Below are 18,649 nucleotides of genomic sequence, written 5' to 3' on the forward strand. Positions count from 1 at the left end.
CAATTGGATGTTTCATCTTTTTATTTATGTTTTATTTACTTCGCTTACCCCAATATTGATAGTAAGTACATTCGATATAACCGTTAAATAATTTTCTTCGCTTAGTAGCTTTTGTACCTACTAAAGGTTCGAATTCTTTATAACTCGTTAACATATATAATGAAACTTGGTTATTCTTGTTTAATATTTCACCTAAATGTTTGTACATTGCTTCTACTTCGCTTCGTTCACCTATACGTTCTCCGTATGGTGGATTCCCTATTATTGAAACAGGTCCTTCTGGTACTACTAAATCATGTACATCTTGAACAGTAAATTTAATTATATCACCTAGTCCAACTTCTACAGCATTTGCTTTCGCTATTTCTACCATTCTAGGGTCTATATCGCTAGCCACAATATCAATCTCTTTATCATATAAAGCTGCTTCATCTGCTTCTTGTCTTAATTGATCATATAAGCCTTCTGGAATGATATCCCATTCTTCACTTGCAAAGCTACGATTGAAACCTGGTGCAATGTTCTGAGCTATTAGAGCTGCTTCAATTGCAAGAGTACCTGAACCACAGAATGGATCTATAAATGGTGTTTCTCCACTCCAGTTTGTTAATCTTACAAGTGCAGCTGCTAACGTTTCTTTCATTGGAGCTTCACCTTGTGCTAAACGATAACCTCTTTTATGAAGTCCTGAACCTGATGTATCAATTGTTAATAACGCTTCGTCTTTTAGCAATGATACTTCTACTTGATATTTACTACCAGATTCATCAATCCAACCTTTAATGCTATATACATGTTTAAGTCTTTCAACTATCGCTTTTTTAACGATTGCTTGGCAGTCAGATACACTAAATAATTTAGATTTAACGCTTTTGCCTTGTACTGGAAACATGCCTTGAGCTCCAATAACATTTTCCCATGGTAGTGACTTTGTCTTTTCGAATAGTTCATCAAAAGTTGTTGCATTAAATCTTCCGACTACTATTTTGACTCTATCAGCAGTTCTTAACCATAAATTTGCTTTAACAATTGCTTTTTCGTCACCTTCGAATAATACGCGACCATTTTCTACAGTCGTCTCATACCCTAATTCTTGAACTTCTTTAGCAACAATTGATTCTAATCCCATGGGACTAGTAGCGAGTAATTGATACATGTATATACTCCTTTATATTTAAATTATTATTTACAAATAAAAAGCTCTCCTACTTGGGAGAGCGACACTAGTAAGTGATAAATCTGTAAGCCATGTTTTGTCCTTTAGTACTGCTAACGTGTACTAGTTACACTCGTACGCCAGTGATAATCATCTGTCTGTATGATTACATACCTTCTCATTCCGTTCATTTCCGTCAAAGAAGTGCTCCTACCAATTTTGGATTGCTCACTCGAGGGGTTTACCGCGTTCCACCTTCTACATTTCTGTACAAGCTACGTCACTGTGGCACTTTCAAACTACTTTAACCATATTATAAATAACTTAGGTTATTTCGTTGCCGTCAATTAATTGCCTTGGTTTATTGTTTCGCCAAGCACGAACACTACATTCATCTCAGAATGTGTGAGCATGGACTTTCCTCTACATAATGTAGCGATTATCCGAAATACCACTCGACTTAGAATTATAGCATAAACTAAGAAAAATAACTATAATTTATTCACCAAATACAGCTTTTTCAAGATTAGAGATTCTCTTTAATATATCTACATTATTAGAATTATATTGTTGTGAACCTTGTGGTCTTCCTGAAGCAACACGCAATCTTAACTCTTCAATTTCTTTTTTTAGTTTAGAATTTTCTTCTGTTAACTTTAGTACTTCATTATTTAAGTCAGCCATCTTTTGATAGTCTGAAATAATGTCATCTAAAAAAGCGTCTACTTCTTCAGTTTTAAAGCCTCTTAAACTTTTTTCGAATTCCTTTTCATAAATATCTTTTGCAGATAGTTTTAATGTTACATCAGCCATATTTACACCTCATTTAATAAGATTCATTTTCATTATTATAATTAAATTCCATAAAGTCTTGTAAATCGATGAACGTAATAACATTATAAGTATAATTTGTCTTTTCAGCAAAATCAACTAACTTACTTTTGAAGTACTTTGGTGAAGCTTCTTGTTCGTCATCATAGAATAAAATGGTTTTGTCAGTATTATCCAAAATGAAATCATTTGCTTGTTGGAATTGAAATGCTCCTTGGTATTCATTTTGATGAATAGCATTTACGTAATCAGCTTGAGCAACAATACTTTGATATTTATGCTGGTTTGTTTCATTCCATTTATTAAAATGATTCAAGAATGGCGTTAAAATTGCAAGTTTCAATTGAGGATATTTCTTTTTCATTTCTATTGTAACTTCAGCTGCCCACAATTCAAAGCCAAGCTGACCAGATATTATTGCCCATTCCATACCTTCCTCAATTTCTTGTTCAATGATTTCCTTAATATATGCTTTGATCACTTTAACTTCAGGCTGATCATCTTTAAATATATTGAGTTCAAAAGGTTTATAGCCAGTAAAGTATATGGATGTCATGACAAATCACCTAAATGTGTATGAATATAATTCAAATCGTGTTGTACTGCTTTATGTTTCTCTAGAAACATTTTTTTACTCGTTCTTTTATAATGACATTCAACTGATAATTCTTTATAGTTATCAATTAGTAAATAAAACTTTTGTTCGTTCATATACTGTAATTTTAGAATTTCTTGTTGTTTCGAAGAAAGTTTATCTAGTAACTCGTCAACCACTTCAACAAATGGGACGACATCATTATAAAAATCATATTCATGATCATCTTTAGCATTTTTAAATATTTGCTGCATATCATTCAATTTATTTATAAGATTTAATAACATAATTATCCCTACTATCAATGAAGTTTGTGTTTTAAAAGTCCCCACGATAAAATGATAACATAACTAGAAAAGTTCTAGAATATATTTGTATCATAAAAAACTTTTGTAACTTATAATGAAATAAGGTATAATATTTAGAGTTTTATGATATGAAGATAGGTGATGAATTTGAACTATCCAAATGGTAAAAAAGTATCAAAAGATACTTCTAAAGTCTTAAGTCAAGACTCCACAAAGTATAGTAAAATAAAATATGGTAAACGGGGTATGAATTTAGAAGAGGAAATTGATAAATCAAATCAATATTTCAGATTAGAAAATATTGCTGTTATCCATAAGAAACCGACACCTATTCAAATTGTTGATGTAGATTATCCTAAAAGACAAAAAGCTGTCATTAAAGAAGCATATTTTAGAAAACCTTCAACAACAGATTACAATGGTGTTTATAATGGATACTATATTGATTTTGAAGCAAAAGAAACCAAAAATAAAACAAGTTTTCCATTAAATAATATTCACGACCATCAAGTATCGCATATGGAACAAGTTTCAAACCAAAAAGGTATATGTTTTTTATTGATAAAATTCAGCTATCATGATAGCGTATTTTTATTGCCTTTTAGGGAATTTATGGTATATTGGGACAGATATAAATCTGGTGGAAAAAAGTCCATTACACTTAAAGAAATTGAAAATGATGGTTTTTTAATTCCAATCCAATTTAGACCAAGAATTAACTACATAAAAATAGTTGATCAATTGATAAAAATAGAAAGTGAGGCGCTCAAATGAGTCAATCAAAAGCTTCTAATAGTAAAAATAACAAAGAACAACCTAAGAAAAAGAGGAATATTAAAAGAACAATAATTAAGGTGTTTGGTATTCTCGCACTTGCATTTTTGGCAATGGTAATTGTAGGTGTTCTCTTATTTGCATATTATGCTTGGAAAGCTCCTGCTTTCAATGAAAGTGCACTTAAAGACCAATTGCCAACTAAAATTTACGATAAAAACAATGAACTCGTAACAACCCTTTATATGGGACAAAAAAGAGAACACGTTAAATTTGACGAAGTTCCAGACCAATTAAAAGATGCTGTTCTAGCAACTGAAGATAATCGATTTTATGATCATGGTGCATTAGACTATAAACGTTTATCTGGCGCAGTAATGAAAAACTTTACAGGTGGGTTTGGATCACAAGGTGCCTCAACACTTACACAACAAGTTGTAAAACGTTCATTCTTAACTGATAAGAAATCTATTGAAAGAAAAGCTCAAGAAGCATACCTTTCATATAGACTTGAACAAGAATATTCAAAAGATGAAATTTTTGAAATGTATTTAAACAAAATCTATTACTCAGATGGTATTTATGGTTCACAAACTGCAGCTAAGTATTATTTTGACAAAAAACTAAAAGATTTAAACTTAGCAGAAACAGCATATTTAGCTGGTTTACCACAAGTTCCAAACCAATATAATATTTATGACAATCCTGAAGGTGCTGAAAAGCGTAAGGATACTGTTCTTTATTTAATGGAAAGACATGGTAGAATTTCTAAGAAAGAAATGAAGGAAGCTCAAGATACACCTATCGATAAGAACTTAATTCAAAGAACGGTAGAAGAAAGAAATGATGCTATGACAGAAACACCAGATAACGAGTACGCATCATATATTAATTTCGTTAAACAAGAGATTACTGAGAATAAAGCATTTAAAGGACAATCTCTAAACGATATTATGACAAACGGAAATAAGATTTACACAAATATGGATAAAGATGTTCAAAAGAAATTACAAGATGCTGTAGATAACGGTACTTTCTATAAAAACAAAGACCAAATTACTGGTTCATCCATTATAGATACTAAAACTGGTAAACTTGTTGGTATTAGTGGTGGTAAAGATTATAAAGATGTTGTAGATAGAAACCAAGCAACTGACCTACATCCAACTGGTTCGTCATTAAAACCAATTTTATCTTATGGTCCAGCAATAGAAAATATGCAATATGCTACAAATCATAAGTTCCAAGATGAAAAAGAATATAGCATTAATGGTAGTGTATTTAAGAACTATGATGGCAATGGACATGGATCAGTGACAATGGCAGATGCATTAGCAAGATCATATAACATACCAGCACTGAAAGCTTGGCAAGAAACAAATCAAAATGCTGGTGAAAAAGCAGTTAAAGATTTTGCATCTAAAGTTAATTTAAATTATAAAGAAGAAATAGGACCTTCAGAAGTACTAGGTGGTTCACAATCTGAATTCTCCCCTACTCAACTCGCTTCAGCATTTGCAAGTATGGGTAATGGCGGAACATATAACGAAGCTAAATCAATTAGAAAAGTTGTAACACAAGATGATGAAACAATTAAATTCTCAAGCGATAGTCATAAAGCAATGGAAGATTACACAGCATACATGTTAACTGAAATGCTTAAAGGTACTTTCGATGCATATGGTTCTGCTTATGGTTATGGAATTGATGGAGTAAATGTAGCAGCTAAAACTGGTACAGGTACTTATGGTGATGAAGTATATAATGAATATCAATTACCTGAAAATGCAGCCAAAGATGTTTGGATTACAGGTTATTCACCTCAGTACACAATGTCCGTTTGGATGGGCTTCAATAAAGTTAAAGATTACGGTGAAAATTCATTCTTAGGACACGATGAACAAATTAAACCACAAATGTTATTTAAAGATGTAATGTCACAAATATCAAGTTATGATGGTGCAGACTTCGAAAAACCTGATTCAGTAACAGGTAGTGGTAAGAGCCTAAGTGTTGCAGGTAATGAAGATAATCAAACAACAAGTAGCTCAGCACCAAGTACTGACAATAATAATGATAGTAACAATAACAATCAAAATAACTATAATTTCTCAAACAATAATAATAATGTAACAACAAATGAACCACAAACAAACTCAAATACATCAAGATCATCTAACACACAAAGTACAACTCAACAACAATCAACTAATACTGAAGAAGTAACAACAGAAGAACAAACAACTGAAGCACCTACTTCCGAAGATTCTAGTGATAATAGTTCAAGCAGTTCCAGTTCGAGCGCAGCTAAAGAAGCCGCCAAACAAGCTGAAAATGATTAACGACTACTAAATATTAAGAGCAGAAATTCATTTTAATAATGAATTTCTGCTCTTATTTTTTATAAAAATTGTTTTGGCACCTCTTAGAACTACCATCAGATTGCCTGCAAAGTAATAGACTTTGTTGGCATTTTTTATGCGCATGCTTACACTTCTACTGACTTGTGTTAACATAGGTATCCTTAGTTACACTTCTTTCGACTTGTGTGAATATAGATACCCTTGCTTACACTTCTTTCCACTTATGTAAATATAGACACTTAAGATTAAATGCCTTTGACATAAATGTCCTAGTATTTTAATGATAATCATTTAGCTACCTCTTAGAACTAACATTTTTCTATATAATTATGGTTATTACGACGATTTTGTAGTGCGGACGCCTGAGGGAATAGTATGAGTGAGAGACTACAGGCTCGAACCATACCCCTAGGCAAGCATGCACGAACAAAATCGTAAGATTTTATAAAAATAGATATTATTAATGATTTTGTAAAGTGCTGACGCCTGAGGGAATAGTATGTGTGAGAGACTACAGGCTCGAGCCATACCCCTAGGCAAGCATGCACGAACAAAATCGTAAGATTATATAAAACTGTATATTTATAACGATTTTGTAAAGTGCTGACGCCTGAGGGAATGGTATGTGTGAGAGACTACAGGCTCGAACCATACCCTAGGCAAGCATGCACGAACAAAATCAAAAGATATAAAAAAATAAGCATATCACTGTAAACTTTAAAAAATCAGTTAAGTGATATGCTTATATAATAATCCACTCGATCAAATACTTTTATTTATCTTCTTTTAATCTTGCTTCTCTTTTAAGTTTAAGTTGATGTCTTGCATTCATCTTAATAAGTTCATCTTTAAGCGTTACCATCTGTCTATAACCCATAAAGTGATAAATTCTATCATTTATATATTGATATCTTTCTTCAAAGTTCATTGGTATAACTGGATAGTCTTGGATACCTTTTATTTCAAATTTCTCTATTTGGTTGATTTGTTCTATATAAGCTATGATAAGTGCATAATATTGATCTAAGAGTTCGTGTGCTTCATTACTTTTTAATTGTTTGTTTTTTACAAGTGGTTCTATTTGTTCTTCTAATATCATAAAATCATTCTTTTCTATCATGCTTCATCAACCTTTACTAGTCCTGCTTTTAATCTTTTCTGACCTTCTCTACAATCAGCCAACAATGGACATGCTTCACATTTAGGCTTGCGTGCAACACAGTGATATCTACCAAAGAAAATTAACTGATGATGGCTTTTAGTCCACCTTTCTCTTGGTATAATACTGCATAAGCGATCTTCTACTTGTCGTACATTATCCTTTTGTCTACATATTGCTAGACGTTTCGAAACTCTTTCAACATGTGTATCAACAGCAAGAGAAGGTTCTCCAAATGCGACACTCATTACAACGTTTGCAGTCTTACGGCCAACACCTGCTAAAGATTCTAGCTCTAAATGTGTACTAGGTACAATGCCATCATAATTATCCAACAGTGATTGACATAACTTTTGAATGTTTTTTGCTTTATTTCGAAATAGTCCGATTGATCTAATATCATCTTGTAATTCTTCTAAACTCACATTTAAGTAGTCTTCAGGTGTTTTATATTTTTGAAAAAGCGACTTTGTGACTTTATTAACTAATACATCTGTACATTGTGCAGATAGCAATACAGCAATTGTTAGTTCAAAAGGATTATCGTGTACAAGCTCACATTCAGCATCAGGAAACATTTCATCTATGACATCCATCATTTCTAATGCTCTTTTTTTACTTATCATAAGGATTCTCCCCGTTCACCCAATCAAAAATCGGTATTGAATTTACATTTTGTTTTAATTTTTTGTTGTGATTGAATTTCTCACTTTCTTCTTTTGAAGACTGAACAGTTGTAATGTTTTTCTTCTTCCAATTTAATAAAATTCTATCAATATACTTGAAGCTTAGTTTGTCTAAACTATGCGCTTCATTTAGTGCACTTTGTATAAGCTCATTAGAATGGTGATCGGTATCAATCCAATGATTTAATGTTTGAACTTCAAGTGGTGTTAAAGGACGTCCAAACGTAGATTCAAATTCTTGAAATAATTTTTTGAATTGACTGTTTTGATCTTCAACAGTATCTTCTTGCTTTACTTCATTCATTATTAAAGCTAATTGTTCAAATAATGGTTCAAACGATATGAATTCATTATATTTATGCTGCTCATCTTTTTCAATTTTAATGTCAATACATTTTAGCTGTGAAAGTTGATTAATGACATGACTTACTTCTTGAATAGACAAACTTGTTCCTTGTTGAATATTTTCTAATGGTGGTTGCAAATTTCGATCATTTTCTTGATCTAATAATTTTACTAATATAACAAATTGTTTTTCATTTAAACCTAACTTTACGTAATGATTAAATAAAGCGCGTTGAATAATGACCGGTTTTTCTTTTAACATTTCGCTGGAATACATCTTTTCACCTACTTTGTGATTGAAATAATGCCAAATGATTAGAGGCTGAGACAATTAATATGTCCCAGCCTGATTATTATGGATATAAACGATTTAATAAGCGTGGGAACGGTGAAGTTTCTCTAACATGTTCAACTCCACTTAACCATGCTACTGTTCTTTCTAGACCTAATCCAAAGCCACTATGAGGTACACTTCCATATTTTCTTAAGTCCGTGTAATAGCTATATGAATCTGGATCTAATCCATGTTCTTTAATTCTTTGATTAATTAAATCTAAGTCACTAATTCTTTCTGAACCACCAATAATTTCACCGTAACCTTCAGGTGCAATTAAGTCAGCACATAGTACTGTTTCTGGATTTTCAGGATTTGGTTCCATGTAAAATGGTTTAATTTTAGTTGGATAATTGATAATAAATACTGGTTTATCATAATGATTTGCAATTGCTGTTTCATGAGGTGCGCCAAAATCATCGCCCCATTCAATATCATCAAAGCCTTCTTTATGCAAGAATTCAACAGCATCATCATAAGTGATTCTTGGGAATGGTGTTGAAACGGCTTCTAATTTAGAAGTATCTCTTTCAAGTAAATCTAATTCTAAAGTACAATTTTCTAATACTGATTTCACAATATGATGTACATAATTTTCTTGAACTTCTAAACTTTGATCATGTTTCATAAATGCCATTTCTGGTTCAATCATCCAGAATTCAATTAAGTGACGTCTTGTTTTAGATTTTTCAGCTCTAAATGTTGGACCGAAACTGAAAACTCTACCATGTGCCATAGCAGCAGCTTCCATGTATAATTGACCACTTTGTGATAAGAATGCATCTTCTTCGAAATATTTTGTATGGAATAGTTCACTCGTACCCTCAGGTGCACTACCAGTCAAAATTGGTGGGTCGATTTTAGTGAATCCATTTTCATTAAAGAATTCATAAGTAGCACGAATAATTTCATTTCTAATTTTCATAACAGCGTGTTGACGTTTAGAACGTAACCACAAATGTCTATGGTCCATTAAGAATTCTGTTCCGTGGTTTTTAGGCGTTATAGGATAATCGTGTGATTCTGAAATGACTTCTACTGAGCTTACTTGCATTTCATATCCAAATTTAGAACGCTCATCTTCTGTAATTGTTCCCGTTACAAATACTGATGTTTCTTGAGTTAATGATTTAGCAAGTTTGAAAATATCTTCTGATACTTCTGCTTTTACTACAACACCTTGCATAAATCCTGTACCATCTCTTAATTGTAAGAATGCTATTTTCCCACTAGATCGCTTATTTGCAATCCAAGCACCGATTGTCACTTCTTGATTGACATAATCTTTTGCTTGTTTAATCGTAATATTCATTTATATTTCTCCTATTCAAATAAATTACCTATAGTCATTTTATCAAATTATCTATATAACTGCTATCTGTTTGGATATTTTCTTAATTTATCTTGGAAATTATTTATATCGCCTTCTATAACTGGTATTTCGCCTAAAGCATTTATGAAAAATTTACTATAATTACTATCTAAAATTCTTCTATCAAAACATACTAATAATCCTTGATCATTTTTATTTCTAATTAATCTACCGATACCTTGTCTAAATTTAGTAACGGCATCAGGTAATACAAAGTCTTTAAAAGGATTTTCAAATTCATCTTTCATCAAATGGTATCTAGGGTCATCTTGATGAATGAACGGTAATTTAGTCATCATGACACATTTAATTCCTGAAGATTGATAATCAAAACCTTCAAAGAAAGATAATGTCCCAAGTAAAATTGTTTTATCAAATTGATTAAATTGTTGAACAATTTTATAAACATGTGAATGCTGTTGTTGCATTAATAATACGTAGTCATCAAATATTTCAAGTTCTTCCATATAACGGTATGCTTGATAAAGCATTGAATAGTTCGTGAATAATACTAAACATTTTTGATCTGTTTCACTTACAAATGTAGATAAGTAATGAACAATTGTTTCAATATACTCATCTTGATTATGGAACTGATAACTTGGCATATTTTTAGGAACAAAACATGCTGCTTGATTTTTCAAATCATAAATATCGTTCAAATAGTATGTATTGAATTCAATATTTTTAGGAAACATAGATTTAAACGATGTAAACGACTCATTTACAGTTAATGTTCCTGAAATGAAAATATTACTATTAAATTGCTCAATAAATACTTGATTAAGTAAATCTTTAACTTCTTCTTTTTTAACAAAAAGAGAAAGCGTAGATTTTTGAGCTATCTTTTTAATTGATACGTATGGTACTTGCCCTGATTTAATAACGTTATATATCTTAGTATACTGATGATATATATAAATCAATTCTTTTTTGAATGCTTTCACATGAGCATGTGTGAAAGATTTGAATCTAGATAAAATTTGATTAATCGTACCGATTTGTAGTTTGAATATTTCAGATAGCTTCGTAACATCGATATCATAGATATAATGAATTTGTTGTTCGTCATCATTTTGAGATTTATGCTTTTGATTTATTTGATCCATTAATTCATCGAATAAATTTTCGTTTTGTTCATGTAATAATTCGATATCTTTTTTTAATTGATAAATATCAATGGGATCTATTGGGTATTGTTCTATAATTCTTCTGTTTTCTAATTTATCTAATCTTCTAAATAATTTTTCTTGTTCATTTTTACCCAATAAACCAAGATGATATTTAATGTGTTGATAACTTAAATTATCAGTAACTTGGTTAAGTGCATAGTCTTGTATACGGTGTGCTTCGTCTACAATTATATGTTTAAACAATTGATAAACAGTGTCTTCAGTACTATGTTGCAATAAATGCGCATGATTCGTAATACCTATCTCAACACTTTGAGCACTCTCTTTAATAAATTGATAATAATGAATGTCATTTTTAAATGGAACATAAGTTGTTCTTTTTTGGTCAAAGAATACTTTTTGTCCTCCTTTTAGATGTAACTCTTCAATATCTCCAGTTTCAGTCTCTAAAATCCAAACTAATAACTGCATTTTTAAAATCGTTGCTTCATAATTATCAGTATCATCTTGAAGAATGTTTAAAATTAAGCCTAGTGAAATGTAATGATCTTTACTTTTTATAATCATTGCCTTTAAATCAAGATCTAATGCATTCAGCACTTTGTTGAACTCTTGCTCTAGTAGTTGATTTTGTAATAATTTTGTATGAGTTGAAACAAGTATATGTTCTCCTGTTTCTAAATAGTAAAGCAGTGAAGCAAGTACAAAACTCATCGATTTTCCACTTCCTAGAGGTGCTTCGATAAGCGCATTTTCATTATGCATTAAAGAATCAAATAATTGCTGAACTAATTGATATTGTTCTTTACGATAATCAAAATTAAATGTTTTAAGAATTCTATCATAGGCTTCATCAATTGTTATAATTTCGCTATTTTTCGATTTACGAATAGGTGTTTGCTTTAAGTAGTTGATATTTTGATATTTTTTAATTTTGCTTGAATTTGTCACTGTATTTTGACTAGTTCTAACAATTTCAAATAAAATATCTTTCAAGTCATATTTCAATGACTTTGATAAATAGTAAAGTTGTTTAACAGTATCTATAGGTAAATCTTTTATTTTTAGAATAGCTTTTATAAACAATAAAGCTGTTGCTTTGGCATCTTCATCTGCACTATGTGCTTGATTCAAATCGACTTTTAAAGATTGGCTTAGTTCACTTAACTGATAGCTTTCTTCAGTTGGAAATGCAATTTTAAAGAGTTCCATCGTATCTACTATTAATTTTGGTTCAAATTCTATTTGATATTTTTCAAAATGAGCCTTTAAAAAGTTCAAATCAAATAAAACGTTATGCGCTACAAACACACAGTCTTTTAACATTACAAATAAAGATTTACTAATCTCGTCAAAATATGGCGCATCTTGTAAATCTAACTCATTTATATTTGTTAATGCCTGGATGAAAGATGGAATTTCCAAATCAGTTTTAACATATGTATGGTAAGTATCTACAATTTGTTGGTCTTCTATAAATGTAATACCAATTTGTATAATTTCATCATATTGTATTTGGTTTCCAGTTGTCTCTAAATCTACGACAGCGTATCTTTGCGCCATATTATCTCTCCTATATTTCGATATCTGCGCTCATAAATTGATGTAAATTGCCATCCTCAGATATCACAGTTAAGAACCCATTATCTTGTATATCTATTGCTCGCCCAACGATTTGTTTTTTACCTTCAGTATAAGTTAATGTTTTATTCCAAATCATGCTTTTTTCTTTATATAATGCTTTAATTTCACTAAATGGTAAATTTAAGAATTGGTCATATCTCTGTTCAATTGCTTTAATTAGTAATGTTAGAAATTGATAAGGCTCTATAGGTTTACCATTCTCTATATTTAAACTCGTAGCACGTGATTGATTTACTTTATCAAATTCTAATTGAGTCTGATTTAAATTTATTCCTATTCCACAAATGATTGCATGAACACCATCCGTATCGGCAATCATTTCTGTCAAAAACCCACATACTTTTTTATTACCAATATAAATATCATTTGGCCATTTTATTTTACATTGTATATTATAATGTTGTTCAATCACTTCTTGAATTGCAAGACTAATAAATAAATTGAATGTCGACATTTTTTGAATAGCGATGTCAGGTTTTAATACGATTGACATCCACAGCCCTTTGCTTTTTAGAGAGGACCATTCACGATTAAATCTCCCTCTTCCTTTAGTCTGTTCATCGCTTAATACTACAAAATGATTATTCATCTCATTTATATAAGATTTAGCAAGTATTTGAGTAGAATCAACCTGAGTTTGAACGATTGCTTGATTCAACAATGCGTTGTCTTTAAGTTCGATATTAACAATGTCTTCTTGCCAAATGGATGGAATACTCGCAATTTTATAACCTTTATTTGAAATGGATTCAATTTGGAATCCTTCTTTTCTAAGTTGATCAATTACTTTTTTTACAGTAACACGTGAACAATTTAATGTCTCAGCAATTTGTTGACCTGATAAATATTCATCATTTTGATATAAATAACTAACAATTTCACGTTTATATTTCGACATTCTCTCGCACCCATTCTATTAACTCATTTTGTGTATTATTCACTTTATTTAAAATTACTGCTTGCTCTACTTTATTTAATATATCTTTTATCCATGGCCCACCATTTTTATTAAATTCATTCATGATGATTTGACCATTAATACTTAAATCTGACTTATCATATATAGGTAGTTTATCATAAATTTCATTTACTAAAATAGTATTCATTATTGTAGGATGAAATTGTATATTAAGTGATTGATTATTTTCATATATAAATTGTATGACTTTGTTTACTTTATTGTTGCCATAATTATAAATCATACTAGTCATTTGCACTTTTGAAATGTTTCCATTTTCAAATTCATTAAATAGATTATAATAAGAAATTATTTCATGTTTCTCTTTATTACTTATTTTCAAATGATTTAAACTCGAAAGTTCTAAATGATATATATAGCATAATGAAGCAATCCATAGTTCGAAATTTGAATGTTGTGGTATAAAAATTGTTTCCAAATTGATATTTTTAAAAAATGGTATATATTTAAAAATTGCCATGTCTTTCATGGTTTGAATAATATGGGATACATAATTGCCTGAAATCATCTTTTTTAATTCAACGACAATTCTTTCGATTGCAATTTTATCTAATAAATGTGCTGATTGGCTCATAGCTTCTTTTGTTTCATCATCAATATTAAATCCTGTTTGAGCTTGAAACCTTACACCTCTCATTATACGTAGAGCATCTTCTTCCATTCTATCAATAGGTGTACCTACAGCTTTTATTGTTTTATTGTTAATATCTTTCAATCCATTAAAATAATCATGCAGTTGATATGATTTATCCATAGCAATTGCATTCATCGTAAAATCTCTTCTTGCAACATCTTCATATAAATCTGTTACAAATTGTACCGATGTAGGTCTTCTGTGATCAACATAATCTCCATCTTTTCTAAACGTGGTTACTTCGAATTGTTGACCACTTCCTAATACAATTATCGTACCGTGTTCTTTTCCAATTGGTAAAGTTTTATCAAAGATTGATTCCACTTCTTCTGGTAAAGCACTTGTCGTTATATCTACATCAGAAATATGTTTATCCATTAAGTAATCTCTTACAGATCCTCCGACAAAGTAAGCATGGTGGCCATGATTTTCAAGTGCTTCAATTATCCATTTGGCATCTTCAAAAACTTGATTAGAGCTCATATTAATCTCCTAACATATTGTTGTAACAAGATTCATATTGATCAGCAATCACTTTTGATGAGAAACGTTCCTTCACATCTGCTACCATAGCTTCTTGCATATTTTTATAAAGTGTATGATTAGTTAAAAGCTCAATTGCATGCTCACTTGCTTTATCAGTATCACCAACATCTACAGTGTATCCTGTTTCGCCATTTTTAATAACTTCTTTAATACCACCAGCATTAGTACCAATAGGAACGACACCAGTTAGCATAGCTTCTAACAGTACTAAGCCAAAGCTTTCTTTTTCACTCATTAACAAAGTTAAGTCTGACATCTGATAGAATATATTGACTTCATCTTGTTTTCCTAAAAATAGTACATGATTTTCTATATTGAGATGTTTGATTTGTTCTCTAGCAACTTGTAGTTCAGGTCCATCCCCTATTAAAAGCAATTTAGATTTAACCTTTTTGTTTATTTTATAAAAAGTATCTACTACGTCATGAACACGTTTAACTTTTCTAAAATTTGATACAAAAGTAATAACTTTCTCGTCTTCTTCAATTCCGTATCTACTTCTTAAATCTGTATTATAAACTTGAGGAAAGTTATCTTCTTGTACAAAGTTGTATATTGTTTTAATTGGTTTATCGGGTCCTATCACTTCGTATGTTTCTTCTTTTAAACTATCACTTACACTTGTAACGACATCACTTTTTTCAATTCCAAAGCGAATAGCACTTTGCAACGATGTATCATAACCTAATACAGTTATATCAGTGCCATGTAATGTAGTCATGATTTTTACGTCTTTTCCTGATATTTGTCTAGCTAAAATACCACATATTGCATGTGGTACGGCATAGTGCATATGTAAAATATCTAAATCGTAATCATTTATTACATCTGCAATTTTTGCGCTTAATGTTATATCGTATGGTGGATATTGGAATACAGAATATTGATTAACATCAACTTGATGAAAAGTAACATTTGGAACAGGTTCTCTCATTCTAAAAGGCATGTTTGAAGTAATAAAATGAACTTCATGACCTCTTTTTGCCATTTCCAATCCTAGTTCAGTAGCTACTATACCTGAACCACCCATTGACGGATAACAAGTAATACCGATTTTCATATTATGCCTCCATAAAAACTTATTTTCGTTCAAATCTATCTTTATCTCTTACATTGAATTTATTCATTGTATCTTCAAAACTTTTATTTAAATCGATATTTAATGAATTAGCTAAACAAATTAATACAAATAAATTATCGCCTAATTCAGCTTCAATTGTATTTTCTTCTTCAGTAGATTTCTTTTTCTTTTCTCCATGAGTATGGTTGATTTCTCTAGCCAATTCTCCAACTTCTTCTGTTAATCTTGCTAAGTTAGCTAATGGTGAAAAATAGCCAGTTTTAAATTGAGAAATATAAGTATCAACTTCTTTTTGCATTTCTTGCATATCCATACAAATCCCCCTCACTTATCTTTTATATTAATTTATAAAAGTGCTCACATATTAAAATTATATATGATTAACGTACATAATGACAATGTTATAAACTGACTAAAGATTTTGATGCATATACTTTTAAAATTTATAGTTCATTATGAAATTGAAAATAAAAAACTACCGATTTAAGTTATAAACTTAAATCGGTAGTTTGTAATACGAATTAACTGTTACGTGCCATTAAAATAAATCTTGCTAACTCGGCTACTGCTACTGCTGTTGCAGCGACATATGTCATCGCAGCGGCTGATAAAACTTTCTTAGCATGTCTATATTCTTGTTGATTGACCATGTTTAGTTTTTCAATTTGGCGCATCGCCCGTTTACTTGCATCAAATTCGACTGGCAATGTAATAATCGAGAATAATACAGCGAATGACATAAATACGATACCAACCCATAATAGTGTTGTTCCGAATGTACTGCTCATTGCTGTTAATACGATACCAGCTAAAATAATAATATAAGATAACGAACTACCTAAACTAGCTAGTGGTACTAAAGCTGTTCTAAACTTTAAGAAACCATAACCTTGAGCATGTTGTATTGCATGTCCTACTTCGTGAGCTGCAATCGCTGTACCTGCTACGCTAGGTTGTTGATAGTTTGATGGTGATAAAACTACACGTTTTTTAGATGGGTCAAAATGATCTGATAAGAACCCTTCACCTTGTAATACTTCTACATCATGAATACCATTAGCTGCTAGTATTTCTTCAGCCACTTGTTTACCCGTTTTACCGCTTGTTGAACGTACTCTTGAGTATTTATTGTAAGTTGATTTTACTTTAAATTGGAAGTACATAGGGACAAGCATAATGATCACAAAATAAATAATGAATGAAAACAAATTACTTCCTCCTTTATATCCCTGTTAGTTATTATATTACGGAGTGATGACCTCTACGTCAAATATTTCGAACGTATTTTTATGTTTTTTTGTAAATAAAATAAAAGGAGAAAAGCGATTATACTTAGCCAAAATGCAAAATATCCAATATGTGATTCATACTGACTTAACATGCTATATATAGGATATTGATGATACACATAATCTATTACATCGTTATGAAAGACCCATATCATCGTTATTACAATATGCCAAGTTTTTATATTAAATGTAGGATAAAACATAAATGCTTGGATTGCCATAAGGCCATGAGATGTCATTAACATGATTGCCATAGGAAGAAGTTGCTCATAGTGAATCATGACAAATAAGTTCATCACCACTGCCCATACACCATATTTAATTAATGTCACAAATGCTAAACATTCAAATAAACCTAAATGTTTTTTGAAATAAATAGCTGCAATGGCAATGACTAGGAAGAATGTTGCTGTTGGACTATCAGGTATGAATGGCCAAAAATACCATTTACTTTCTAACAATTGTCCTCCATACCAAATATATCCATAAATTGTTCCGAGTAGATTTGCAATAAATAGAGTTATGAGCACTGATTTTTGTCCCATAACGTATCTCCAAAATGCCATTATGTAACTCCTTTGAAAAAAGCCACCATAAAATGGTGGCTTTAATAATTATTTTTTCAATTCTTTACCGTTCGCATCTGTTTCGTGTAAATCTGAAACGTATTTAGAAACTTTATCGATTTCATCTTTTGAAAGTGTATCTTTAAAGCTAGGCATTTTACCTGCACCTTTTTCTACAAATCCTTGTACGCCCTCTTTTGGTAATTTCGATTCTACTAAGTTTGGACCTTGTCCACCAGTCAATTCACCACCATGACAACTTGTACAGTTTGACTTGATAATGTCTGTGTAGACTGGATCAGATTTATCTAAGTTAGAAAATACGATTTCACCTTGCTTAGCTTGTTGTTTCCAATCATGGTAATAACTTGATTCCCATGTTGTATAGAATAAGATAGCAATTGCAATTAACATAAAACCAGAAGCAAATGGTCTCTTTGTCCATTTACGTTCAGGACCTCTATCTAACCATGGAGCTAATAATAAAGCACCAAAAGCAATACCTGGTAAGACGATTGCCCCAAATGTATTATAAGGACCAGATGCGAATGTATATTTAAGTATTTGATATAAGAATAAGAAATACCAGTCTGGTAATGGTGTGTAACCAGTATCAGATGGATCTGCCACACGTTCAAGTGGCGATGGATGAGCAACTGTTAAACATAAGTATGCAATTAAGAAAACTGCACCAGTCATCCATTCTTTTAATAGAAAGTCAGGCCAGAAACTTTCTGTACGACCTGGAAATTCTGAGTAATCTCTATTTAACTTTGGTTTGTCGTATGACTTAATTCTTGAGTCACCAACAAACTTCATCCCTTTACCGCGATGCATGTCGCATGACCTCCTTT

At 31.0% G+C, this 18,649-nt stretch carries 18 protein-coding genes and 1 other RNA gene; 2 read left to right on the plus strand and 17 right to left on the minus strand.

Going from position 1 to position 18,649, the window contains the following annotated elements:
• Positions 1-31: 31 nt before the first annotated feature.
• The 5 genes from LQ608_RS00035 to LQ608_RS00055 all read right to left on the minus strand — a co-directional run bounded on the left by LQ608_RS00035 (position 32) and on the right by LQ608_RS00055 (position 2,869).
• Positions 32-1,156 (minus strand): THUMP domain-containing class I SAM-dependent RNA methyltransferase, encoded by a 1,125-nt coding sequence (locus LQ608_RS00035; RefSeq protein WP_078356653.1) that lies wholly within the window; start codon positions 1,154-1,156, stop codon positions 32-34.
• Positions 1,157-1,237: 81 nt separating this feature from the next.
• An RNA gene (gene rnpB, locus LQ608_RS00040) (RNase P RNA component class B) lies at positions 1,238-1,607 on the minus strand.
• A 47-nt stretch (positions 1,608-1,654) separates the two neighbouring features.
• Positions 1,655-1,969, minus strand: coding sequence for a cell division regulator GpsB (gpsB, locus tag LQ608_RS00045; protein WP_078356652.1), 315 nt, complete (start codon positions 1,967-1,969; stop codon positions 1,655-1,657).
• A gap of 13 nt (positions 1,970-1,982) precedes the next feature.
• The gene (locus LQ608_RS00050; protein WP_239749127.1) at positions 1,983-2,543 is read right to left on the minus strand and encodes an SLOG family protein; all 561 of its coding nucleotides are present in this window, start codon (positions 2,541-2,543) and stop codon (positions 1,983-1,985) included.
• On the minus strand, positions 2,540-2,869 hold the full coding sequence (locus tag LQ608_RS00055) for a DUF1798 family protein (protein WP_239749128.1): 330 nt from the start codon (positions 2,867-2,869) through the stop codon (positions 2,540-2,542). Before LQ608_RS00055 ends, LQ608_RS00050 begins: the two co-directional genes overlap by 4 nt.
• Positions 2,870-3,037: 168 nt before the next feature.
• Here LQ608_RS00055 and recU point away from each other — a divergent pair, with 168 nt between their 5' ends.
• Positions 3,038-3,664 carry a Holliday junction resolvase RecU gene (gene recU, locus LQ608_RS00060; protein ID WP_239749367.1) on the plus strand — a complete coding sequence of 209 codons (627 nt, stop codon included), beginning with the start codon at positions 3,038-3,040 and terminating at the stop codon, positions 3,662-3,664.
• Positions 3,661-6,006 (plus strand): transglycosylase domain-containing protein, encoded by a 2,346-nt coding sequence (locus tag LQ608_RS00065; RefSeq protein WP_239749129.1) that lies wholly within the window; start codon positions 3,661-3,663, stop codon positions 6,004-6,006. Before recU ends, LQ608_RS00065 begins: the two co-directional genes overlap by 4 nt.
• 793 nt (positions 6,007-6,799) lie before the next feature.
• Here the strand turns inward: LQ608_RS00065 and LQ608_RS00070 are convergent.
• The 12 genes from LQ608_RS00070 to LQ608_RS00125 form a co-directional block, all read right to left on the minus strand.
• Complete coding sequence (locus LQ608_RS00070) at positions 6,800-7,147, minus strand: YpoC family protein (RefSeq protein ID WP_239749130.1); 348 nt, start codon at positions 7,145-7,147, stop codon at positions 6,800-6,802.
• Positions 7,144-7,812 carry an endonuclease III gene (nth, locus tag LQ608_RS00075; protein WP_078356646.1) on the minus strand — a complete coding sequence of 223 codons (669 nt, stop codon included), beginning with the start codon at positions 7,810-7,812 and terminating at the stop codon, positions 7,144-7,146. Before nth ends, LQ608_RS00070 begins: the two co-directional genes overlap by 4 nt.
• The gene (locus LQ608_RS00080) at positions 7,802-8,494 is read right to left on the minus strand and encodes a DnaD domain-containing protein (protein WP_115337439.1); all 693 of its coding nucleotides are present in this window, start codon (positions 8,492-8,494) and stop codon (positions 7,802-7,804) included. The genes nth and LQ608_RS00080 overlap by 11 nt, the downstream gene beginning before the upstream one ends.
• A 76-nt stretch (positions 8,495-8,570) precedes the next feature.
• Positions 8,571-9,863, minus strand: coding sequence for an asparagine--tRNA ligase (gene asnS, locus LQ608_RS00085; protein WP_239749131.1), 1,293 nt, complete (start codon positions 9,861-9,863; stop codon positions 8,571-8,573).
• 62 nt (positions 9,864-9,925) lie between these two features.
• On the minus strand, positions 9,926-12,619 hold the full coding sequence (locus LQ608_RS00090; protein WP_239749133.1) for a helicase C-terminal domain-containing protein: 2,694 nt from the start codon (positions 12,617-12,619) through the stop codon (positions 9,926-9,928).
• 10 nt (positions 12,620-12,629) lie between these two features.
• Positions 12,630-13,598, minus strand: coding sequence for a biotin--[acetyl-CoA-carboxylase] ligase (locus tag LQ608_RS00095; RefSeq protein ID WP_239749134.1), 969 nt, complete (start codon positions 13,596-13,598; stop codon positions 12,630-12,632).
• The gene (locus tag LQ608_RS00100) at positions 13,585-14,796 is read right to left on the minus strand and encodes a CCA tRNA nucleotidyltransferase (RefSeq protein ID WP_239749135.1); all 1,212 of its coding nucleotides are present in this window, start codon (positions 14,794-14,796) and stop codon (positions 13,585-13,587) included. Before LQ608_RS00100 ends, LQ608_RS00095 begins: the two co-directional genes overlap by 14 nt.
• Before the next feature lies 1 nt (position 14,797).
• Positions 14,798-15,919: an N-acetyl-alpha-D-glucosaminyl L-malate synthase BshA gene (bshA, locus tag LQ608_RS00105; protein ID WP_078356640.1), complete on the minus strand. Its 1,122-nt coding sequence runs from the start codon at positions 15,917-15,919 to the stop codon at positions 14,798-14,800.
• A gap of 19 nt (positions 15,920-15,938) precedes the next feature.
• On the minus strand, positions 15,939-16,253 hold the full coding sequence (locus LQ608_RS00110) for a nucleotide pyrophosphohydrolase (protein ID WP_078356639.1): 315 nt from the start codon (positions 16,251-16,253) through the stop codon (positions 15,939-15,941).
• Between the two features lie 208 nt (positions 16,254-16,461).
• Positions 16,462-17,148, minus strand: a complete 687-nt coding sequence (locus LQ608_RS00115; protein WP_078356638.1) for a zinc metallopeptidase — start codon at positions 17,146-17,148, stop codon at positions 16,462-16,464.
• Positions 17,149-17,201: 53 nt separating this feature from the next.
• Positions 17,202-17,795, minus strand: a complete 594-nt coding sequence (locus LQ608_RS00120) for a DUF1405 domain-containing protein (RefSeq protein WP_239749136.1) — start codon at positions 17,793-17,795, stop codon at positions 17,202-17,204.
• A gap of 48 nt (positions 17,796-17,843) precedes the next feature.
• Positions 17,844-18,632: a menaquinol-cytochrome c reductase cytochrome b/c subunit gene (locus tag LQ608_RS00125; RefSeq protein WP_239749137.1), complete on the minus strand. Its 789-nt coding sequence runs from the start codon at positions 18,630-18,632 to the stop codon at positions 17,844-17,846.
• Positions 18,633-18,649 lie beyond the last annotated feature (17 nt).

The organism is Mammaliicoccus sp. H-M34, assembly GCF_022386495.1.
GTDB classification, from domain to species: Bacteria; Bacillota; Bacilli; order Staphylococcales; family Staphylococcaceae; genus Mammaliicoccus; species Mammaliicoccus fleurettii.